General features: G+C 70.7%; 20 protein-coding genes. 7 read left to right on the top strand and 13 right to left on the bottom strand.

Annotation, left to right across the window (positions count from 1 at the left end):
* Position 1 precedes the first annotated feature (1 nt).
* The 3 genes from ACGFIS_RS01715 to ACGFIS_RS01705 are packed head-to-tail and all read left to right on the top strand — an operon-like array spanning position 2 to position 1,787.
* Positions 2-457 (top strand): hypothetical protein, encoded by a 456-nt coding sequence (locus ACGFIS_RS01715; protein ID WP_392907009.1) that lies wholly within the window; start codon positions 2-4, stop codon positions 455-457.
* Positions 454-894: a hypothetical protein gene (locus ACGFIS_RS01710; RefSeq protein ID WP_392907010.1), complete on the top strand. Its 441-nt coding sequence runs from the start codon at positions 454-456 to the stop codon at positions 892-894. The genes ACGFIS_RS01715 and ACGFIS_RS01710 overlap by 4 nt, the downstream gene beginning before the upstream one ends.
* A 20-nt stretch (positions 895-914) precedes the next feature.
* Complete coding sequence (locus tag ACGFIS_RS01705) at positions 915-1,787, top strand: hypothetical protein (protein WP_392969006.1); 873 nt, start codon at positions 915-917, stop codon at positions 1,785-1,787.
* A 57-nt stretch (positions 1,788-1,844) separates the two neighbouring features.
* Here ACGFIS_RS01705 and ACGFIS_RS01700 read toward each other — a convergent pair whose 3' ends face one another.
* The 7 genes from ACGFIS_RS01700 to eccD all read right to left on the bottom strand — a co-directional run bounded on the left by ACGFIS_RS01700 (position 1,845) and on the right by eccD (position 8,836).
* Positions 1,845-3,200: a S8 family serine peptidase gene (locus tag ACGFIS_RS01700; protein ID WP_392907012.1), complete on the bottom strand. Its 1,356-nt coding sequence runs from the start codon at positions 3,198-3,200 to the stop codon at positions 1,845-1,847.
* A gap of 90 nt (positions 3,201-3,290) precedes the next feature.
* The gene (locus tag ACGFIS_RS01695; protein WP_392907013.1) at positions 3,291-4,424 is read right to left on the bottom strand and encodes a hypothetical protein; all 1,134 of its coding nucleotides are present in this window, start codon (positions 4,422-4,424) and stop codon (positions 3,291-3,293) included.
* A 24-nt stretch (positions 4,425-4,448) separates the two neighbouring features.
* Positions 4,449-5,030 carry a hypothetical protein gene (locus ACGFIS_RS01690; protein ID WP_392907015.1) on the bottom strand — a complete coding sequence of 194 codons (582 nt, stop codon included), beginning with the start codon at positions 5,028-5,030 and terminating at the stop codon, positions 4,449-4,451.
* 101 nt (positions 5,031-5,131) lie between these two features.
* The gene (locus tag ACGFIS_RS01685) at positions 5,132-5,428 is read right to left on the bottom strand and encodes a WXG100 family type VII secretion target (RefSeq protein WP_392907016.1); all 297 of its coding nucleotides are present in this window, start codon (positions 5,426-5,428) and stop codon (positions 5,132-5,134) included.
* 45 nt (positions 5,429-5,473) lie between these two features.
* The gene (locus ACGFIS_RS01680) at positions 5,474-5,794 is read right to left on the bottom strand and encodes a WXG100 family type VII secretion target (protein ID WP_392907017.1); all 321 of its coding nucleotides are present in this window, start codon (positions 5,792-5,794) and stop codon (positions 5,474-5,476) included.
* Positions 5,795-5,976: 182 nt separating this feature from the next.
* Positions 5,977-7,428 carry a type VII secretion protein EccB gene (gene eccB / locus ACGFIS_RS01675; protein WP_392907018.1) on the bottom strand — a complete coding sequence of 484 codons (1,452 nt, stop codon included), beginning with the start codon at positions 7,426-7,428 and terminating at the stop codon, positions 5,977-5,979.
* Between the two features lie 7 nt (positions 7,429-7,435).
* The gene (gene eccD / locus ACGFIS_RS01670; RefSeq protein WP_392907019.1) at positions 7,436-8,836 is read right to left on the bottom strand and encodes a type VII secretion integral membrane protein EccD; all 1,401 of its coding nucleotides are present in this window, start codon (positions 8,834-8,836) and stop codon (positions 7,436-7,438) included.
* 175 nt (positions 8,837-9,011) lie between these two features.
* On the opposite strand from eccD, the gene eccCa reads away from it, so the two are divergent.
* Positions 9,012-12,983, top strand: a complete 3,972-nt coding sequence (eccCa, locus tag ACGFIS_RS01665) for a type VII secretion protein EccCa (protein WP_392907020.1) — start codon at positions 9,012-9,014, stop codon at positions 12,981-12,983.
* A gap of 128 nt (positions 12,984-13,111) precedes the next feature.
* Here eccCa and ACGFIS_RS01660 read toward each other — a convergent pair whose 3' ends face one another.
* On the bottom strand, positions 13,112-14,374 hold the full coding sequence (locus ACGFIS_RS01660) for a S8 family serine peptidase (protein WP_392907021.1): 1,263 nt from the start codon (positions 14,372-14,374) through the stop codon (positions 13,112-13,114).
* Positions 14,375-14,597: 223 nt separating this feature from the next.
* On the opposite strand from ACGFIS_RS01660, the gene ACGFIS_RS01655 reads away from it, so the two are divergent.
* From ACGFIS_RS01655 to ACGFIS_RS01645, 3 genes are read left to right on the top strand one after another with little or no spacing between them, the layout of a single operon-like run.
* A complete protein-coding gene (locus ACGFIS_RS01655; protein ID WP_392907023.1) occupies positions 14,598-15,197 on the top strand; it encodes a hypothetical protein in 600 nt (199 codons plus the stop codon).
* Entirely contained in the window at positions 15,194-15,796 is a 603-nt protein-coding gene (locus ACGFIS_RS01650; protein WP_392969003.1) for a hypothetical protein, read from the top strand. Before ACGFIS_RS01655 ends, ACGFIS_RS01650 begins: the two co-directional genes overlap by 4 nt.
* Positions 15,793-16,422 carry a hypothetical protein gene (locus ACGFIS_RS01645; protein WP_392907026.1) on the top strand — a complete coding sequence of 210 codons (630 nt, stop codon included), beginning with the start codon at positions 15,793-15,795 and terminating at the stop codon, positions 16,420-16,422. Before ACGFIS_RS01650 ends, ACGFIS_RS01645 begins: the two co-directional genes overlap by 4 nt.
* Here ACGFIS_RS01645 and ACGFIS_RS01640 read toward each other — a convergent pair.
* The 5 genes from ACGFIS_RS01640 to ACGFIS_RS01620 form a co-directional block, all read right to left on the bottom strand.
* Positions 16,310-17,638, bottom strand: a complete 1,329-nt coding sequence (locus ACGFIS_RS01640; RefSeq protein WP_392907028.1) for a hypothetical protein — start codon at positions 17,636-17,638, stop codon at positions 16,310-16,312. The two genes, ACGFIS_RS01645 and ACGFIS_RS01640, sit on opposite strands and share 113 nt — an antisense overlap.
* Before the next feature lie 154 nt (positions 17,639-17,792).
* A complete protein-coding gene (locus ACGFIS_RS01635) occupies positions 17,793-18,101 on the bottom strand; it encodes a DUF1416 domain-containing protein (protein WP_392907029.1) in 309 nt (102 codons plus the stop codon).
* A 34-nt stretch (positions 18,102-18,135) separates the two neighbouring features.
* Positions 18,136-18,975, bottom strand: coding sequence for a sulfurtransferase (locus tag ACGFIS_RS01630; protein WP_392907031.1), 840 nt, complete (start codon positions 18,973-18,975; stop codon positions 18,136-18,138).
* Between the two features lie 33 nt (positions 18,976-19,008).
* On the bottom strand, positions 19,009-19,461 hold the full coding sequence (locus ACGFIS_RS01625; RefSeq protein ID WP_392907033.1) for a DUF4395 domain-containing protein: 453 nt from the start codon (positions 19,459-19,461) through the stop codon (positions 19,009-19,011).
* Positions 19,462-19,539: 78 nt separating this feature from the next.
* Positions 19,540-19,605 (bottom strand): putative leader peptide, encoded by a 66-nt coding sequence (locus ACGFIS_RS01620; RefSeq protein WP_358455703.1) that lies wholly within the window; start codon positions 19,603-19,605, stop codon positions 19,540-19,542.
* Positions 19,606-19,690 lie beyond the last annotated feature (85 nt).

Below are 19,690 nucleotides of genomic sequence, written 5' to 3'. Positions count from 1 at the left end.
CATGACCGACGCTCCAGGCCGCGGGCCGATGCCCTACGACCCGCAGCGCTACGACGTGCTCACCAAGGGAGTCGCGACGCTGCTCGCCCAGGCGGCACCGGCCGGCTGGAAGCGCATCGACATGAAGGCCCTCATGACCGTCGCGGTGTCCGACATCGCGCTCACGGTCGTCCTGCAGGACGGTTCGTCACCACCGGCCGAGATGCCGCGCGACGTGATCGGCATGCTCGGGGAACTGCGCTCGATGATGTACCGGCCCGGTACCGGCACCTGGCTGAGCATGCGCCTGATGATGGACCCGCCCGGCGCGTACCACACCAGCTTCAACTACGACCACGACCCGCTCTGGCAGCCGGGCATCACCGCCGCCGAGTGGGCAGAAGACCTGGCCGCGTTCCCGCGCGACGACGAGCACATCCCCGGCTGGTTGCGCGCCAGGCTGCAGGAGGCACAGTGAGCGAGCAGCTGAACCCTGCCGAACAGAACCGGCTCCTCGAAGAGATGACGCTGTTGCTGGTCCACACCCTCCCGGCCGCCTGGCAGGAGTGCGTCGTCGTCCACCGGTCGGTCGGCTCCCACAGTGAGACCCTGGGGCAGGTCCGCAAAGTCTCCGGTCCGGGCTTTCCCAGCCTGTGGACGCCCCCGCCCGCTCTCGGCGACCTGTTCGCCCGCCTCCGCTCCGGCATGTACGCCGACGGGCTCGGCACCTGGTTCTCCGCCAAGTTCCGGCTGACGTACCCGTTCTCCTACGAGATCGAGTACGACCGGGAGAACGACCCCAAGTGGGCCACCTCGCCGCCGGCGAAGGCCTATGCGGAAGAGCTGGAGCTCTACCCCCGCACACCCGAGAACATCCCGGCCTGGCTGCAGGATAAGCAGCCGGCCGGCGGCTGATAGGCAGCGGGGCCTGCAGGGTGTCCGATGGGTCGCGTCCGGAGTTCGAACCCCCGGACCAACTGCTGGACGGGGCTGACCGCACGGCCGCCGAACCGCCCGAGCCCGCCGAACCGCCCGAGCCCGTCGCGGAACCGCCCGAGCCCGTCGCGGAGACCGCGGCGTTCCGGTGGTCGCGGATGGCGAGCAAGCCATGGCTCATGGGTTCCGGCGTGCTCGCGGTCGCCGCGGTGTGCGCCGCCGCCTGGGCTTTGAGCAGCGCCGGGGACGAGCCCGAGCCGGCCCGGTTCACCTCGATGCCGGAGCCGTGCTCCCTCGTGCCGGGCATGACCCTCGAACAGCACGTGCCGAACTCCGCCTTGCCCGTCCCCAGCAAGGCCGGCACCTCGGCGGCCGAACGGTACGCGGCCTGCGAGTGGGCGGAGCCCCTGATCGGGGCGCCGGGCGACGAGACGGCCACCGCGCGTCGGCTCGACATCGCGGTACGGCTGCACCTGGACGGGGTGACGCCGGCGAAGTCCGACTACGACGGGGCGTGGAAGGGCGCCCGGCACATGGCGGGCACCTCGCGCGGCGCGGAAGGTGCACTGCACGCCGAGGCTCCCAGCGTCATCGGACTCGGAGACCAGGCGTTCACCCGCTATTCGACGCTCAAGGGGCCGCTGGGGCAGTCCGGTACCATGGCCGCGACCGTCCGCCTGCGCAACGCCGTCATCACGGTGCGGTACCGGGGAACGACATCGCCGCTCGACAAGGACGGCTTCCCCAGAGCCGGCGCGTCGAAGGCACTGGACGAAGGAGCCGTGCGCGGAGGCGCCGAAGCGGTCGCGAAAAGCATCACCGACACCCTCGCGAACTGCGGCGAATGCCTGAGCCGGCGACCCGGCGGTTAGCCCGGTCGGCGTGGCCCGGTCGACGGTGAAGGGCCGGCCCGAAGACCGGCCCTGCCGTCAGCGGCCGGGCGGCGGATTCTGCGGACCCCCGTGCGGACCTGGTTGCTGCGGAGCCGGTTGCTGCGGAGCCGGCGCCTGCGGGCCGGACTGGTAGGGCGACTGCTGCGGCCCCGGCTGCGGCGGCCCGAACTGCTGTGGTGGCCCGAACTGCTGCGGCGGCGACGACATGGGGCCCGCGGGCCCCGACGGTGCCCCCGATGGCCGGCGACGCCGAACGAGCAGGAAGGCGCCGGCGCCCAGAACGAGGAGAACGACCACGACTCCGCCCGCGATCAGCACCGGGAAGCCGCCGGAGTCCTTCTCCTCCGCAGCAGCGGGCTTCTTCGTGGCACCGGCCCCGCCCTCGCCGCCGGCGACCTTGTCGAGCCGCGCGTACACCGGGTTGGGCGCGGTCTCGGGGACGTCCTGCTTGAGGGCGCGCGGGATGCTGATGACGCCGTATCCCAGCAGGTTGTCCTTGCCGCGCGGGCCGAAGTCCTTCGCGGTGGCGATGAGGCGCTGCACGATCTGGCGGGCCGGCATCTGCGGGTAGCGGCTGCGCAGCAGGGCGACGGCGCCTGCGGTCAGCGCGGACGCCTGGCTCGTCCCCTGACCGGCGGTGAAGACGTGGCCGGTCTTACCGATGTAGCCGACGTCCTGGCCCGGCGCACCCACCGCGACGTAGCTCTGCTGCTGCGTCGACTCCCACGGCTTTCCGTTGTGGGCCAGCGCTCCGACGGCGACGACCCCCGGGCACGAGGCCGGATAGGCGGGCTTGTTGTTGAAGTTGCCGGAGTTGCCCGCACCGGCGACGATCACGACGTCCTTGCCCGCCGCGTACTTGATCGCTTCGAGCAGTTCTGGCGGGCACTGGTTGGGATAGAGGTTCGCGGACGGGCTGGCCTGGGAGATGTTGATCACCTTGGCGCCGTGATCGACCGCGAAGCGAACCGCCTTGCTCGTTATCGGCCCGCTCAGGGAGGGAGCGGCGATCGGAAGGATCTTGGCCTCCGGGGCGACCCCGACGAACCCCGTCTTGGTGCCCTGCGAGGCGATCAGGCTCGCCATGCCGGTGCCGTGGCCCTCATTGCTGGTGTCGTAGTCCCGCCGGCCGTCGCCGCCCTTGCCCGTCATGTCGCTGCCGGGCAGCACGGCGGGCTTCAAATCGGGCAGCTGGGCATTGACCCCGGTGTCGATGACGGCGACCGTCACACCCTTGCCCTTGGTGACGGGCCAGACCTCCTTCTGGATGTTCCAGGAGTCGAACCACCACTGCTGGGGCGAAGGGGCCGGCGCGGCGTGTGCGGGGACGACCGGGGCCACCGCCAAGCCGATCGCCACCGTCGACGCCGCCGTCCGAAGCAGCCATCGCATCTGTCGCACACTCCCTAGTCCGTCGCGCAGGCGCGGGCGGCCTGCGACCGAAGCCGCCGACCGCCCGTGAGCCGCGCGTTCACCGTGGGTTCAGCCGATCACCGGGGGCGCGGTGTCGTCGTCGCCGCCCCAGACGTCCTCGTCCTCGGACAGCCAGGTCTCGCGCTCGCGCTCCTCGCCCTTGCCGCCTTGGCCGCCGCCCCCGCCCATCGGCATGCCGCCCATGGGCATGCCACCGCGCATGGCGCCGGCGCCGCGTCCCGCGGCGCCCATCCCGCCTGGACCGACGCCCGAGCCGGCACCGCCACCGGAGCCGGCGCCGCCGAAGCCGCCCGGGTCGGCACCGAAGCCGCCGCCTGCACCGCCGCCGCCACTGGGCATGCCGCCGCCTCCGCCGCCTCCGGGGAAGCTCGACAGGTCGGAACCGGGAGCCCCGCTGAGCGACCCGCCGCTTCCACCGGGCACACCGCCGCCGGAAAGGTGCGGTCCGCCGCTACCCGGATCAAAGGGGCCGCCGCCCCCGGCCCATGGGCCCGCGCCGCTGCCCGAACCACCGGTGAACGGAGAAGCACCGTCGGCACCCAGGGAACCGGCACCGCCAGCGAACGGCCCGCCGTCGGCGCCGAACGGGCTGGAGCCGCCTCCACCGCCGCCGCCTCCGAACGGGCCGGGGCCGCCGGGCGGGGTGTAGGGCGGCGGGTCCTCGCCCGTGGTACCGACCTCGGACGGAAGATCTTTTTGGATCTTGAGCGGGTGGCCGTTGAACGCCTCTCTCATCCGGCCGATGAACCTGTTCATCAATTCGCGGGCGTTGTCGTCGTCCCCGCCGGTGTGAACATAACCGTCGGTCATGGTCTCGCCCTGGGTCTTGTACCAGTCGAGAATGTCGTGCTTGTACCAGGCGTAGAGGGTCGCGTTCTGGTGGCTGTCGTCGGACAGCTTCACGGAGGTGTTGTACACCTGCCCTAGCTGGTCGAGAGCCTTCTGCGCGGCGTCACCCTGCCAGTGCTGAATGATCTTCTTGGCGAAGTTGTTGGTGAGCTCGTCGCTCATCTCGGCGAGGGCGTCCGCCGCGTCCTTGTAGGCGGTGGAGGCGTCACCGACCTTTTCCGGCTTCAGGCTCTTCAGCTTGTTCTTGACGTCCTCATGGCTCATGCCGCCGGCGTCGTGGCTGCCGAACTGCAACCCGTCCTTGATCGGGTAGTACGTGGTGTTGTCACCCATCGGGCCTCCTTTCAGGGGTGCTGATCAGCCGAGATCCGGGTTGACGCCGTCAACCGTCGTCTTGGTGTTGCCGTGGGCGTTCTCGTACTGGTCCGCCGTCGCGTTGAGCCTGCTGATCACACCCAGGTAGGCGCCTTCGATGGCACCGATGTACTCCGAGAAACCGGACTTGCTCGCGTTCACGACCCCCACGAACTCCTCGGAGCCCTGGATGTTGCCGAGGTCGCCCTGAGTTATCGAGGTGGTGGCGACCTTGTCGAGCTTGCGCTTCCAGATGTCGAGCTTGTACTGCATGTCCCTGGCGAGCTGCCTGAGCTCCGCCGGATCCACGTCGTAGCCCTTTTCGGCCGTCGCGTTCCACTCGCCGCGCTGCGGCTCGGTGCCACGCGGAAGGGTATTGCTCGCATCATTCCACTTGCCGGCGTCGGCCCCCGCGCTGTACTTGAAGTACAGTTCGCGCTGCTCGGACTCCGAAAGGTCGTTCCACTCATCACGGGTCGGGCTCTGCACGTGCTCTGCAGGCGTTGAGTAATTGCCATGCATCTGGCCCGGGAAGGTGTGGTCGATCCTCGCAAGTTCCTCGTCGGTCAGATAATAGTCGCTCATCGCTCGCCCTCCCGGCGAATCACGTTTCTTCCCCCTGCACGCCTACGTCGTGCGGGTCCAGCGGACCTGCACGACGTAGGCGGACCTCGCGGACCGGTGTGTCAGCCCGACCAGATGTTGAGGTTCGCGCGCTCCGCGCCGCTGTAGTTGCTGTGGGCCTCGCCGATGGTGACACCGAGCTGGTTGAGGATCTGACCGATGTGGGCCGCGGCGGTGTCCCACTGGCGCTTGGCCTCCCAGTAGGCGGTCTGCGCGCCGCCCTCCCATTGGCTGAGGTGGTTCTCAAGGTTCTTCTCAAGGTCGTCGAGTTCGTCGACGAGGGCGCGGTAGGCCAGCGTGAAGTCCGCCTGGGCCTGCTGCATCTGGCCGAAATTCGCTCTGGTGTAGCTGTCGCTCACGATGGAAGTCCTTCGGTCGGAGGGAAGTCGGGTGAACGGGACGGATCAGGTGCTGCCGTTGAGCAGCTGGTTGATCTTGTTGACCGCGTCCTGCTGCTCCTGTTCCTTGCTCTCGTAGACGATCTTGGTCTGCACCAGCTTCTGGTGCATCCCTTCGAGAGCGGTCCGGACCTTGGTCATCTCGGTCTGGAACTCGTTGAAGACCCGGTCGAACGACACCGCGGCGTTACCGGCCCACCCGGACATCAGCTGGCCCTTGTGCCCGTCGAGCTTGGTCTGCAGGCCCTTGACGATGCCCGCGGAGTCCTCGATCCGCGTGGCGGCCTGCTGCATAGCTGCTCTGTCGACTGCGGACTGGTCACCCACAGTGTCACCTCCGTTGCGATTCTTGATTTCGCGTACCAGAGAGAGGGGAGTCGATCAGCCGGGTGCCAGTCGGCCTGGGAGCCCCACCGTCGGCACAAGATGGCAGAAATCATAGGTGTTTGCCGCCATCTAAGTCGACGCAGTAGATGATCCGACGGTTCGTGTGACGTACATCACGTTTACTATCCTCGCGCCGTTGAGATCGGCTTTCTCGCGAGCGCCGGGTCGAGTGCCGGCCCCTGCGGAATCAGATGGATGACGCTGGACGGGACGGGCGCGGCCTTCCCGGCGTCGTAGCCGAGCTTCTTGGCGACCTCCGCGGACGGCAGCGCGAACCGGATGCCCTGGTCGTTGACCAGCGACAACGAGCCGGAGCCACCGCCGCCGACGGTGGTGGTGTCGCCGCCCGCGGGCACCAGGCTCATCAGCGCGGCGCCGCCCGGCGGCAGCACCATCTGGTCGATCGAGCCCGACGCCCCGGCGCTGCCGGACCCGAGCGCGCCGGCGGACGGCGCCGGGAGCGTTCCGCCGATGGTCAGCTGCGCCGTGGGCGAACCGACCGGGAAAACGGAACAGAGCGGCTTCGAGGTGTCCCAGGAGACGAACTTCGGTAGCGTCGGCGGCAGATTGTTGTCCAGCAGCCGCGTCGCCGACGCCCGCTGCTGCGCCGACGGGACGTCCGTCGGCAGCGGGCGGGCCTGCTCGCCCGGGTAGGCGTCGGCCGTCTTGACGTCGCGCAGCAGCAGCTGCGCCTGCGTCTCGTTGATCTGCGAGAGCCCGTCGGCCAGCATGACATACCAGAGCGCCTGCCCGCCGGCGCCGGTCTCGGCCTTGAACACCTGCCCGACCCGGGCCGTCCCGCCCCGGGGGCCCGGCACCTCCTTGCCCCGCTCGGGGACGTCCGGCGAGCCGAAGTTGCCCGCGGCGGGAAGCGCGTTCAGCCACGTCGCCGGGACCTCGACGGCACCTGGCCCACCGGTCAGCGCCGTCACCTGGTTCAGCGGGAGGGTCAGCTGCATGCGGTGGTCCTGCCAGACCACCCAGGGCGTGCCGCCACTCTGCACGACGACGGCCTCGCCGGCGCTCAGCCGGCGCCCGCCGACCTTCTTCCCCGCGGCGAGGGCGGTGATCTGCCGCTTCACCCCGGTGGGCCCGGCCGCCTCCCGCGTGCACACCGACCAGGGGCCGCGGATGAGCTGCTTGTCGTCGGGCAGCGAGTCCGGCGCGCCGGGGATGCCGATCATCGCGCCGCGCTCGAACCCGGCCAGCGACTTGCGGGACACGCTGCGCCGCTCGGGCTCGCTGTCGGAGTCGAGGGCGAGCAGCGCCGACGCGTAGTTCGCGACCGGGAACATCTTCCCGGTGTTGCCGTCGTAGATGTACTTGGTCCCGGTCTCCTTCTCGATGATCAGTTTGCCGGGCTTGTCCAGGCCCTTGGCACCGCCCGGGGACAGCAGCCCCCAGATGCCGAACACCGCGACGACCAGGAGGCCGATCATCACCCCGGCGAACGCGCCCACCGTCAGCCGCCGCATCGGCGACTCGGCGACGTCGGGCTCGCCCTGCAGCAGGGCGAGCCCGACCCGCTGCGTCATCAGCCGGTGCGCCTGGTAGAGATCCCGCCTGCTCTGCATCAGCGCGTCACCCGGCCAGCCCGCGGACGCGGGTGTAGACGTCGAGCACCGCGAGCGCGAGCGGGATCAGCGAGATCATCACGAGCATGTCCAGGATGTCGCCCCATCGGCCCCAGACCGGCGTGGGCCGGTGGCTCGGCAGCCACAGCGTCACCGCGACGAGGATGCCGGTGAGCACCAGCAGCGGGACGAGCGCGGCGGCGAGCGCGACCACCTGGCTGCCGTGCACCGCCATCCCGATCGTCGTCAGCACCAGCCCGAACAGCCCGATCACGAGCATCCACGACCGCTGCGCGACACCGCGGAAGATCCGGGCGCGCAGCAGCAGCGACAGCGACATCACCGCGGTCATCGTCGGACCGGCCCAGCCGCCGGTGTCGAAGAGGAACAGCATCGCCCCCGCCGCGACGAGCGCGATCGCGGCGATCAGCCCGGTGGAGAACCGGTCGGCGGCGGCGGTACGGGTGAGCACCTGCGCGCCGTCCACCGTCTCGGTGTCGCGGCGCAGGTCCTCGGCGCTGCTCGGCACGGGCGGCAGCGGCATCCTCGCCAGCTTGAACGACAGCGACGGGACGGCGGCGAAGAACATCATCACGATGACCGCGGAGACGGCGGCGATGCCCGCGGCGGGCAGGTCGTCGAACAGGAATCCGACGGTGGACCCGATCGTGCCCACGAGCGCGGCGAACGCGATGCCGAGAAAGACCGGCAGCCCGTCCGCGACGGCGAACGCGGCGATGATCGCGGCGAGGGCGGCCACCCCGAACCCGGCGAGCAGATGCGGGGCGCCGAGGTCGAGCAGTTCCAGGTCCTCGCGGGCGGGCGCGGTCAGCCCGGCGAGGAACGCGTACGGAAGCGCGGCGTAGCCGAGGATGACGCCCGCGCCGGAGTCGGCGACCGCCCGCGACAGCACCGTCGCCACGGTCAGGATGAGCAGGGCCAGCAGCCCGGCGGCGATGGCCGGGACGATCCACGGCGGGCCGGACAGCGCGATCACGACCGCGCCGACGAACAGCGCGACGCCGCCGGCGCCGAGGCCGAACGAGCGGGTCGTGGTGGGGCGCCAGCGGTCGGAGCGTTCCCGGATCCCGGACGCGATCACGTCGGCGACGTCGTCGAACGACATCTCCGGAAGCTGCGCCATCCGCGGCCGGAAGTACAGGATCTCGCCGTCGCGCACGCCGAGCGCGCTCATCGTCTGGCCGGCGTCGAACGGCTCCGAGTCCAGGCGCTGCAGGACCCATCCGGAATGGGCGAGCCCGGCGTCCGCCAGGTCCTCGCCCGCCGCGCGCAGCAGGGTGGGGAGCATGTGCGCGAGCGGCACGTCCGCGGGCAGGCTCACATCGACCCGTCGCCTCGGGGCGACGATGGTGACCCTGCAGAGTTCCGTTGTAGCAGGCGAGTTCACGGGAGCTACCGTTCTCCATGTCAGATCTAGGGGCGGATCCGATCAGCGCGCAGCCTAGGATGTTGCGTCGAGCTACGGTAAATCAACCTCATGCACGGATAAGTATCCCGCGGGCCGGTCGTCCCCCCCGGACGATGACGAGGCCGCCCAAGGCTAGTCCCGGAGGAACGCCGAGGTGAGCACGATCCTCGTCAGGCGCAGAGAGCGCCGCAAACCGCCGCCGGCCCCCAAGGGGGAACTGCTGCTGGAGTCGCCGCCGGAGATTCCGGAGACGCAGAGCGGCGGCCTGCAGAACGTGCTCATGTACCTGCCCATGGCCATCATGCCGCTCATGATGGGCCTGATGCTCCTGGGCGGCGGCACCCGCAGCCCCATCATGATGATCGGCAGCGGCGGCATGGCGCTGGCGATGGGCGCCATGATGGTCGGGCAGATCGGCCGCGGCTCGGGCGAGCGCAAGTTCAAGCTGAACGGGGCGCGCCGCGACTACTTCCGCTACCTCAGCCAGGCGCGCCGCAAGGTGCGCCGCGCGGCCGAGCAGCAGCGTGAGTCGCTGGAGTGGAACAGCCCCTCCCCGGACTCGCTGTGGTCGCTGGTGATGAGCGCCAGGATCTGGGAGCGCCGCCCGTCCGACCCCGACTTCGGGAACGTGCGGATCGGCGCCGGGCCGCAGAAGCTCGCCGTCCAGCTGATCCCGCCGGAGACGCGCCCGGTGGAGGACCTGGAGCCGATGACGGCGGGTGCGCTGCGCCGCTTCGTCCGGGCGCACTCGACGGTGCCGAACCTGCCGGTGTCGGTGTCGCTGCCGTCGTTCGCGCGGATCCTGCCGATGGGCGACCTGGACGCCGCACGCGGGATGGTCCGCGCCATGGTGTCGCAGCTGACCGCGTTCCACTCCCCCGACGACATGCGCGTCAGCGTGTGCGCGTCGCCCGAGGCGATGCCCCACTGGGACTGGATCAAGTGGCTGCCGCACGCGATGCACCCGACGATGACGGACGCGGCGGGCCCCGTGCGGCTGATGTCGCACACCCTGTCCGATCTCGAGCGGATGTTCGGCAACGAGGTGAAGGACCGGGCGCGGTTCACCCCCGGCCTGCAGCAGAGCGACCTGCCGTACCACGTCGTGATCGTGGACGGCGGCACCGTCACGCCCGACTCGCAGATCGGCTCGGACGGCATCGAGGGCGTGTGCATCGTCGACCTCACCGGCCATGTCGCGCCGACCGCCGACAACACGATGCTGCGGCTGCGGGTCGCGCCGGACAAGATGGCGATGCTGCGCCGCGACCGGACCGGCAAGGACGTGCCGAGCTCCCTCGGCCGGCCCGACCGGTTCAGCTACGTCCAGGCCGACGGGCTGGCCCGGCAGCTCGCCCCGCTGCGGGCCAGCGCCGCCGCCGACCCGGAGATGGACGCCCTGTCGGCCGCCACGACGCTGACGACGCTGCTCGGCGTGCCCGACCCGGCCCGGGTCGACCCCCGGCAGGCGTGGCAGCCGCGGGCGCCGCGGAACCGGCTGCGGGTGCCGATCGGCATGGACGCCGACGGCCGCCCGATCGAACTGGACATCAAGGAGGCCGCGCAGGGCGGCTACGGCCCGCACGGCCTGTGCATCGGCGCGACCGGCTCCGGTAAGTCGGAGCTGCTGCGCACCCTGGTCCTCGGCCTGGCGATGACGCACTCGTCCGAGGTGCTGAACTTCGTCCTCGTCGACTTCAAGGGCGGCGCGACGTTCCTCGGCATGGACGGCCTCCAGCACGTCTCGGCGATCATCACGAACCTGGAGGACGAGCTTCCGCTCGTCGACCGCATGTACGACGCGCTGCACGGCGAGATGGTGCGGCGGCAGGAGTGGCTGCGCGCCGCCGGCAACTACGCCTCGCTGCGCGACTACGAGAAGGCCCGCGAGCAGGGCGCGCCGCTCAAGCCGATGCCGACCCTGTTCGTCGTGCTGGACGAGTTCTCCGAGCTGCTGTCCGCCAAGCCCGACTTCGCCGAGCTGTTCGTGATGATCGGACGGCTCGGACGCTCGCTCGGCGTCCACCTGCTGCTGGCGTCGCAGCGGCTGGAGGAGGGCAAGCTGCGCGGCCTCGACACGCACCTGTCCTACCGGATCGGCCTCCGGACGTTCTCCTCCGCGGAGTCGCGGGTCGTCCTCGGCGTGCCCGACGCCTACGAGCTGCCGCAGGCGCCCGGCAACGGCTACCTGAAGATCGGGACCGAGACGATGACGCGGTTCCGCGCCGCGTACGTCTCCGGCGCGTACAAGCCGGAGGAGAACCAGGGCCAGGAGTCGCGGCAGGGGCCGCGGCAGCTCGCGCAGATCGTCCCGTTCACCCCGGCGTACGTGCGGCCGCAGATGCAGGAGCAGCCGCAGCAGGAGCAGCGCGGCCGGGAGGACGAGGGCCCGCAGATCAGCCTGTTCGACCTGGTCGTCAGGCAGCTGGCCGGGCATGGCCCGCCGCCGCACCCGATCTGGCTGCCGCCGCTGGCGGAGCCGTCCACGCTCGACCAGGTTCTGCCGCAGTTGCAGCAGACGCCCGATCTCGGGTTCACCACGGCGGGGTGGGACGGCAGGGGGCGGCTGCACGCGTTCGCGGGCATCGTCGACAAGCCGTTCGACCAGCGCCGCGACCCGATGTGGCTGGACCTGTCCGGCGCCGCCGGGCACATCGGCGTGGCCGGCAACCCGCAGGCGGGCAAGTCGACCGTGCTGCGGACGATCATCACCTCGCTGGCGCTCATGCACACGCCGCAGGAGGTGCAGTTCTACTGCCTGGACTTCGGCGGTGGCGCGCTCGCACCGCTGGTCGACCTGCCGCACATCGGCGGCGTCGCCAGCCGCCTGGACCCCGACCGCGTCCGCCGCACGGTCGCCGAGGTGTCCGGGCTGCTGGAGTCGCGGGAGCGGTTCTTCACCGAGCGCGGCATCGACTCGATCGGCACCTACCGGCGGATGCGGGCCGAGGGCCAGATCGCCGGGGACGGCTTCGGCGACGTGTTCCTCGTCGTCGACAACTGGCTGACCGTCCGCCAGGAGTTCGAGGCGATCGAGGCGACGATCACCGATCTCGCCGCGCGCGGCCTGGGCTACGGCATCCACGTCGTCGCCGCGACGAACAAGTGGTCGGAGTTCCGGCTGACGATCCGCGACCTGTTCGGGACGCGGCTGGAGCTGAAGCTCGGTGACCCCTACGAGTCGGAGATGGACCGCAAGCTCGCCGCGAACGTCCCCGAGGGGCGTCCGGGGCGCGGCATCACCCGCGAGGGCCTGCACTTCCTCGGCGCGCTCCCCCGCATCGACGGCCGGCAGTCCGCCGACGACCTCGCCGACGGCGTCCGGCACCTGGTGCAGACGATCAAGACGGGCTGGCAGGGGCGGCCGCCCGCGCCGCCCGTCCGGATGCTCCCGGACCTGCTGCCGCACGCGCAGCTGCCCGTCGTCACCGAGACCGGCAAGCGCATCCCGATCGGCATCGACGAGGACACCCTGTCGCCCGTCCTGCTGGACTTCGAGAACGACCCGCACTTCGTCGTCCTCGGCGACAACGAATGCGGCAAGTCCAACCTGCTGCGGCTCATCGTCGAGTCGATCAAGGCCAGGTACACCACCGACGAGGCCCGCATCATCATGCTCGACTACCGCCGGGCCCTGCTGGACTCGGCGGAGAGCGACCACGTCATCGGCTTCGCCGCGTCCTCCACGGCCGCGGGCGGGCTGATGAAAGATGTCAACGGCGCCCTCGTCAACCGGCTCCCGCCGTCCGACCTGACACCCGACCAGCTGCGCAACAGGTCATGGTGGAGCGGGTCGGAGCTGTTCCTGGTCGTGGACGACTACGACCTGGTCGCCACTCCGTCCGGCAACCCGGTCGCGCAGCTCGCCGAGCTGCTGCCCCAGGCCCGCGACATCGGCATGCACCTGATCATCGCCCGCACCATGGGCGGTGCGGGGCGCGCCATGTACGACCCGGTCCTGCAGCGGCTCAAGGACATGGCCAGCCCGGCGCTGATCATGTCCGGCAACAAGGACGAGGGCAACGTGTTCGACGTCCGGCCGAGCCCGCTGCCCACTGGCCGCGGCACCCACTCCGACCGCCGCGCCGGCAAGCGCCTCATCCAGACCGCCTTCTACGAGCAGTGACCTGGTGAACGGAGAGCCCCGCTCGGGGCTCTCCGTCTCCGGACCGGTGAACGCCGGTGGTGGGCGCCGGTGGTGGGCGCCGGTGGCGGGCGGCCGGTGGCGGGCCGGGCGTCGGCCCCGGCGGCGTCTCAGTCGCGGTCCTCGGCGGGAATGACGGTGCGTCCCGGCTTCCAGCCCCGCTTGCGGCCGAGGGGAATGAACGCGCCGCCGAACGCGACGAGCATCGCGACCAGGAGGGCTCCGCCCGCGATGGCGGCGCCGATGGTGCGGGTCCGGTGGTCGACGGGCTCCGGTTTCGCGATCGGGACGGCGCCGCCCATCGGCTGCGCGTTGGTCCCGCCGGGCTTGGCGTTCGGCTCGACCAGCGCGGACACCGCCTGCAGCGGGCTGATCATGCCGTGCCCGCTGCCCTGCCCGTTGCCGCCCTCCGCCGTGATCAGGATCCGGTTGATGACCTGCTGGTAGTTCAGCTTGGGATGCCGGGCGCGGACGAGCGCCGCCACCCCCGCCGCGTAGGGGGCGCCGAAGCTCGTGCCCTGCAGTCCCCCCGCGTAGCCGTCGCCGAGAGTCGAGATGACGTTCTGGCCGGGCGCCGACACGTCGACCCGGGTCTTGAGGTTGGAGAAGTTCGCGATCGTGCCGGCCTCGTCCACCGCGGCGACGGACAGAACGCCCTTGTAGCTCGCCGGGTAGGACGGACCCTCCTTGCCGCGCTGGTCCTCGGCGACGTTGCCGGCCGACGCGACGATCAGGGCGTCGCGCTGCTGCGCCTTCTGGACGGCCTGGCGCAGCGCCGGCGTGTCCGGGGCGTCCGCCGACACGTTGATCACCTTGGCGCCCTGATCGGCGGCCCAGGCGATGGCCTTGGGAAGCAGTGTGTTGTCGTTCGTGCTCTGCCCGCTGGACCATTTGGCGTTCAGCAGCTTGACCTGCGGCGCGACCCCCACGAACGGGACGCCTTTGGAGCGCATGTCCGCCGCGGCGATGATGCCGGCGACCTCGGTGCCGTGCCCGAGGCAGTCGTCGGTGGTGGTCTTGGTCGCGTCGAAGTCGGCCGCGACCTTGCCCCGGAGCTGCGGGTGGCCGGTGTCGATGCCGCTGTCGACGACCGCGACCGTCACGCCCTTGCCCCTGGTGATCGACCATGCCTGCTCGAAGTCCAGCCGCCGCTGGGCCCACGGCTCCACCGTGATGGCCGACGCGGGCTGCCCGGCCGGCTTGTTGCACTCCGGCTTGGCCGGCGGCCGCTGCTTCGGCTTCTTGCTGGGGGTCGGCGCCGCCAGCGGACGGTCCGCCGGGGCCACCGGGGTCGCAGCCGCCGCCGGAGCGAACACCAGAACGGCCGTCAGGGCCAGGCCGCCGGTCCCTGCCGCAAGTCGCCCTCCGCGCATTCCTCGCCTCTCCAGATGTGTGCGAACCCTAAGAATCTAAATGATCCGCACGACTCTAAGCGATCCGCGCGGAGGAGGCGGTCATCCGCACGGGCCGTGCGCATAACCGATCTTTTGGTCGCACCGGGGTAATACCATCTGGCGGGTGCACTCGTACGGACCGGTTCCCCCGCCTCCCGGGGACGAGCAACAGCGGCGCAGGGCTCGGCGCTGGGTGATTCCCGTGTCCGTGCTGGGCGTGGCGGCCGTCCTGACCGCGGCCCTGTGGGCGACGGGCGGCCTCAAGGAGACACCGAAGCAGCCGGCCGCGACGGCGGGGAAGGCCCTCGACCTCGGCCTGTTCACCGTCACCGTCCGGGATGTGCGGATCGGGATGGCGAAGGAAGACTTCGGCAGTGACCAGGAACGTTTCCTGATCATGCGGATGAGGGTGGTCAACAAGGGCAAGGAGACCGAGTCGCTGGGCGACAGCGGCCTGGCAGCCGGTGTGGTCGCGCTGACCAAGGCCGGCAAGTGGGTGAAGCCGGACCGGGTCGAGGGCGTCGCCGGCGGCGCGGAGACGGACGTCGCGCAGCCGGGGCTGGCGGTCGAGGCGTCGGCGATGTGGAAGATGGGTCCGGCGGACTCGCCCGAGAAGCTGACCGTGGGGCTGCGCAAGTGGAAGTACGAGCAAGGGTTCACCGACAGCAGCTTCAACTGGCTGGTGCAGCGTGAGGACGACAAGCTCGTCGGCCGTCTCACCCTCCCGGTGGCGCCGATGAGCCCCGCGCCGCAGCCGCGCGCCACCACGCGTTCGCCGAGGCCGACCGCGAGCCGCCGATGAACGCGCGGCAGGTGCTGTTGCGGGGCGGCGCCGGGATCGGCGGGACGGCCCTGCTCGCCGGCGCGATGTGGCTGCACTCCCTCCGGCCCGGAATCAGGGCCGCGGAACTGGACCCGATCCGGGGCGGCGGCACGATCGGCGAGGAGATCCGCAACCGCGACTTCAGCGTCCGGGTCGAGAAGGTGGAGGCTGCGCGGTCGCTGGCACCGGGATTCTCGCTCCGCAACCCGCCCCCGGTCGGCACCGACGGCATCTACCTCATCGTGCGGCTCCGCGCGACGAGCCATCGTGAACCCCTCCAGCTGGCGACGGCGGAACTGGAGACCCCCGGCGGCTACACCTTCAAGGACGACCCGCGGACGGGCACCGCGTCGGCGGGGCGACAGCCCACCTTCCAGCCGCTGATCTGGTCGTCGGCGGCGTTCGTCTTCGAGCTGCCGAAGAAGCGGCTGGAAGGGGCGCACCTGGTCGTGGGCACGGGCGGGCTGCTGGCGCAGCTGTCCGCGGCCGCCGACATCGACCTCCGCATCACCCGGGACCGGGCGGACGCGCTGATCCGGGACGCCGGCGAACGCTACGAGATCAAGGACAACCCTTGACGGCAGACGACACCCGGCCCGATCTCCCCGCGGTCCCGCCGGAGTTCGGACCTCCGGAGTCCGAGGAGACGCCGGAGCCGGAGGAGACGCGGGAGTCCAGGCTGCGTCCGCTCGACAGGCGGGTCCTTCAGGCGATCGCGCTTCTGTGCGCCGTCCCCGCGATCCTCGCCCTGCACTGGGTGGACGAGACGAACAACATCGAGAAGAACCTGAAGCCGCCCGAGACGGTCACCACCGTCCCGCCGGGGAAGGTCGGCGAACTCGTCGGGGCCAGGTGGATGATCCTGAAGCGTGCGACGGCACAGCCCCGCCCGGGCGGCGCCGAACCGGGCTCGAACGGCGTCACCGAACTCCGGCTCACGGTCGGCGTCCGCCCCGGAGACGCCGCCAGCGCGAAGACGGTCGGGTCGTACGGTCTCGCCTTCCGGTTCGTCGACGATGAGGGCCGCGAATGGACCGCCGTCAAGGCGGGCGGCCAGGAGCCGCGGGCCGGCACGGCGATGCTGGTCACCGTCAAGGGGACGGTGCCCCGTGCCAAGGCGGACTCACTGGACCTGGAGATACGGGCACCGAAGACGTCCCGGAAGGAGGGGGAGCCACTGCCTTCGCTGCGGTTCGAGCACTGACCCTCGCCATGACGAGGTTGAACGCCGCCGCCAGCAGGCAGACGCGCAGGATCTCGAAGACCAGCGACGTCCCGTACCCGACGAACGGCAGCACCTGGATCCACCACGTCACCTCGTGCGGGCCGATCAGCTCGTAGACGAAGCGGCGTGAGGCCTCCTGGCCCACGTCCAGGGCGGCGAACAGCAGGCAGAACGTCGCGAACGGCATCATCCCCGACCGGCGGACCAGCCGCAGCCCGAACCAGGCGGGCAGCCACATCTCCCGGAAACCGCGCGTGAGGATCTCCCGGGGGCTGTTCGTCCGCTCGATCCCGCCGGCCCTCGCCAGCCGCTGCGCCGCGCGGCTGCGGCCGAGCACGACCCGCTCGTCCCCGGCGTCCAGCCCGAGGATCACCCCGGCGATCACCAGCAGGATCAGCGCCCCGAGCACCGCGTCCTTGAACGGCGGCCACAGGGCGAGGGCGGGCCCCGTGGCGCCCGTCAGCCACTCCCACGCCTGCCGCCCGGTGGCCCACTCGGCCGCCTCGGAACGCAGATGGTCGACGGTGAAGATGCCGAACAGCGCGAACTGCACCTCAAGGAACGCGACGAGCGCGCCGACGGCGCGGGGCAGCCGCTCCTCCAGCCGCCACTCCGCCGCCACCTTCATCACGAACAGGCCCGCGGTGAGGCCGATCGCGAGCCCGACGTGCTTCTCCAGCGACAGCAGCAGTTCGAGTGCGTCGAGCTGTCCCTGGATACCGCCCTCGGCGAAGCCGCGGCTCGCGGCCATCTCGGCGAACTCGCGGGCGTCCTCCGACTGCTTGCCCCACGCCAGATAGAAGATCACGAACGGGAGCGCGGCGCGGCCCATCGCGCCGATCACCGACTCCTCGTTCCCGACCGCCCACGGCGTCAGCTCGCCGTCGGACTCGCGGGCGTGCACCACGTCCAGGCCCTCCCGGACGCTGTGCACCATCAGCACCGTGACCGCCAGCGTGATCACCACCAGCAGCCCGACGGTGGCGATCGGCGCGACCGTCGCCGCCGTCCCCTTCATCGAGCCGAGCCGGTAGCCGCCGTACATCACGCCGTAGCGCAGCAGCTCCCCGATCGTGAACCACAGGGCGAGCGGCAGGACGAAACGTCCCGCGAGCTTCAGCGTGGCCCACGGAAGTACGAGCGGCGATCGTGCGGACAGTCCCAGCATCGCGCCGATGGTATCGAGCCTGCGCACCCCTCCGCGGCGCTCCCCGGATGCCGGCGCGGGAAATGACGGACCCCGCCGTCCGCATGAAGCGGGCGGCGGGGTCCAAGGTGCGCCTGCCCCCTGATGGGATCAAGGGGGACGCCCCCCGTGCCACCGGGGAGCCGTGTCGTGGCGGCTCGGGTCAGATCGCGACCTCGAGGCCGGCGACCTCGCCGGTCTTCGCCGTGACGGTGTTGTCGACGCTGACGCCGCCGGCCGCCAGGACGCGCACGGTCCAGTCGCCGTCGGCCGCGAAGAACCGGAACACGCCCTCGTCGCCGGTGACGACCTCGGCGGTGAACTCGCCGGTCGAGTCGAGCAGGCGGGCGTAGGCGCTGGACACCGGGGCGCCGTCACGGGTGACGGTGCCCTGGATGACGGCCTCGTTGGTGAGATCGACGGTCGCCGGAAGGTGCGCCGTCTGCTCGGGCGCTGCGCAGCCCTGGGTCATTGCTCCTCCATCTCCATGCACACGGAAAATCTGGTTACTTGGGTGCGCCGAGCTCGATCGGGACGCCGATGAGCGAGCCGTACTCGGTCCAGGAACCGTCGTAGTTCTTCACGTTCTGCACGCCGAGGAGCTCGCGCAGCGCGAACCAGGTGTGGGAGGAACGCTCACCGATGCGGCAGTAGGCGATGGTGTCCTTGCTCAGGTCGACGCCGGCGTCGGTGTAGATCTGCCGGAGCTCCTCGTCGGACTTGAACGTGCCGTCGTCGTTGGCCGCCTTCGACCACGGGATGCTGCGCGCGGTCGGCACGTGCCCGGCCCGCTGCGACTGCTCCTGCGGGAGGTGCGCCGGGGCGAGCAGCTTGCCGCTGAACTCGTCCGGGGAACGGACGTCGACCAGGTTCTGCTTGCCGATCGCGTCCACGACCTCGTCGCGGAACGCGCGGATCGACGCGTCCTGGTCCTGGGCCTTGTAGTCGGTCGCCGGACGGGTCGGGACGTCGGTGACGAGTTCGCGGGACTCCAGCTCCCACTTCTTGCGGCCGCCGTCGAGCAGCTTCACCTTGTCGTGGCCGTACAGCTTGAAGTACCAGTACGCGTAGGCGGCGAACCAGTTGTTGTTGCCGCCGTAGAGGATCACCACGTCGTCGTTGGCGATCCCCTTGGCGGACAGCAGCTGCTCGAACCCGGTCTTGTCGACGAAGTCGCGGCGGACCGGGTCCTGCAGCTCGGTCTGCCAGTCGATCTTCACGGCGCCACGGATGTGGCCCTTGTCGTAGGCGGACACGTCCTCGTCGACCTCGACGAGAACCAGGCCGGGCGCGTCCAGGTTGGACTCAACCCAGTCGGTGTCCACCAGGACGTCTGAGCGGCTCATGCAGCAACCTCCCTTTCGGAGTTCTTCGCGGTATTACGTCGGAGCACTACTTCTCGAGGGGGGCCGACCCCCCACGCCCCCCGGCCGACTTCGTCGGATCATGAGATACATCTCGCACCCGAGGCAGAACCCGAACGCCGCGTTCAGGAACGCCGCCGCCAGCGCGAGGGCGGTCGCACCGATGCCGAGCCAGGTGGTCCCCGTCACGTAGCCGACCGTTCCGACCAGGGCGAACGCGAGACCGACACCCTGCGCGAAGCGGGGGCCGGCCGCGTCCTCCAGTTCCCTTGGCGGAGCGAGCCGGGGACGGATCAGCACTCTGAACGCAAGCCCGTACGGGGCGTACCGGAGGCCGAGGAAGGTCGCGATGGCGAACACGACGGCCTGAGCGGCGAGCAACGCCCAGCTTCCGGTCACCAGGACCGCGACGAGAATCACTGTCGTGACGGTCGCGCTGAAGCGTGGCCCACGAGGGTCGACCTGCATCGGGGTGCTCCTGGCGGAGTGGAAGCGTGCGTACGAGCTGGGAGTGGAAGTGCTCGGGGGGCGGGTGGGCTCGATGCCTCAGGCCATACGACAGAGCGAAGCGGCCATGCGGCAGAAATCAACCGCGCGGCGCTTCGTGAGCATCTGCTCTGTCATGTCACGCACGGACACGATGGTAATCCGCCGATCCACGTACTGTCACATCCGTCTCGCCTTCCGAGACAGTGAC

It is taken from the genome of Spirillospora sp. NPDC048824, assembly GCF_043198455.1.
GTDB lineage: Bacteria > Actinomycetota > Actinomycetes > Streptosporangiales > Streptosporangiaceae > Spirillospora.
The sequence above is the reverse complement of the archived record's forward strand: the minus strand, read 5'-3'. Positions and strand labels throughout refer to the sequence as shown.

Excerpts from the sequence above, each read along its gene's own strand:
- ACGFIS_RS01715 (WP_392907009.1), top strand. The coding sequence starts at position 2 with ATGACCGACGCTCCAGGCCGCGGGCCGATGCCCTACGACCCGCAGCGC.
- ACGFIS_RS01700 (WP_392907012.1), bottom strand. The coding sequence starts at position 3,200 with ATGCGATGGCTGCTTCGGACGGCGGCGTCGACGGTGGCGATCGGCTTG.
- ACGFIS_RS01695 (WP_392907013.1), bottom strand. The coding sequence starts at position 4,424 with ATGGGTGACAACACCACGTACTACCCGATCAAGGACGGGTTGCAGTTC.
- ACGFIS_RS01690 (WP_392907015.1), bottom strand. The coding sequence starts at position 5,030 with ATGAGCGACTATTATCTGACCGACGAGGAACTTGCGAGGATCGACCAC.
- eccB (WP_392907018.1), bottom strand. The coding sequence starts at position 7,428 with ATGCAGAGCAGGCGGGATCTCTACCAGGCGCACCGGCTGATGACGCAG.
- ACGFIS_RS01660 (WP_392907021.1), bottom strand. The coding sequence starts at position 14,374 with ATGCGCGGAGGGCGACTTGCGGCAGGGACCGGCGGCCTGGCCCTGACG.
- ACGFIS_RS01650 (WP_392969003.1), top strand. The coding sequence starts at position 15,194 with ATGAACGCGCGGCAGGTGCTGTTGCGGGGCGGCGCCGGGATCGGCGGG.
- ACGFIS_RS01635 (WP_392907029.1), bottom strand. The coding sequence starts at position 18,101 with ATGACCCAGGGCTGCGCAGCGCCCGAGCAGACGGCGCACCTTCCGGCG.
- ACGFIS_RS01630 (WP_392907031.1), bottom strand. The coding sequence starts at position 18,975 with ATGAGCCGCTCAGACGTCCTGGTGGACACCGACTGGGTTGAGTCCAAC.
- ACGFIS_RS01625 (WP_392907033.1), bottom strand. The coding sequence starts at position 19,461 with ATGCAGGTCGACCCTCGTGGGCCACGCTTCAGCGCGACCGTCACGACA.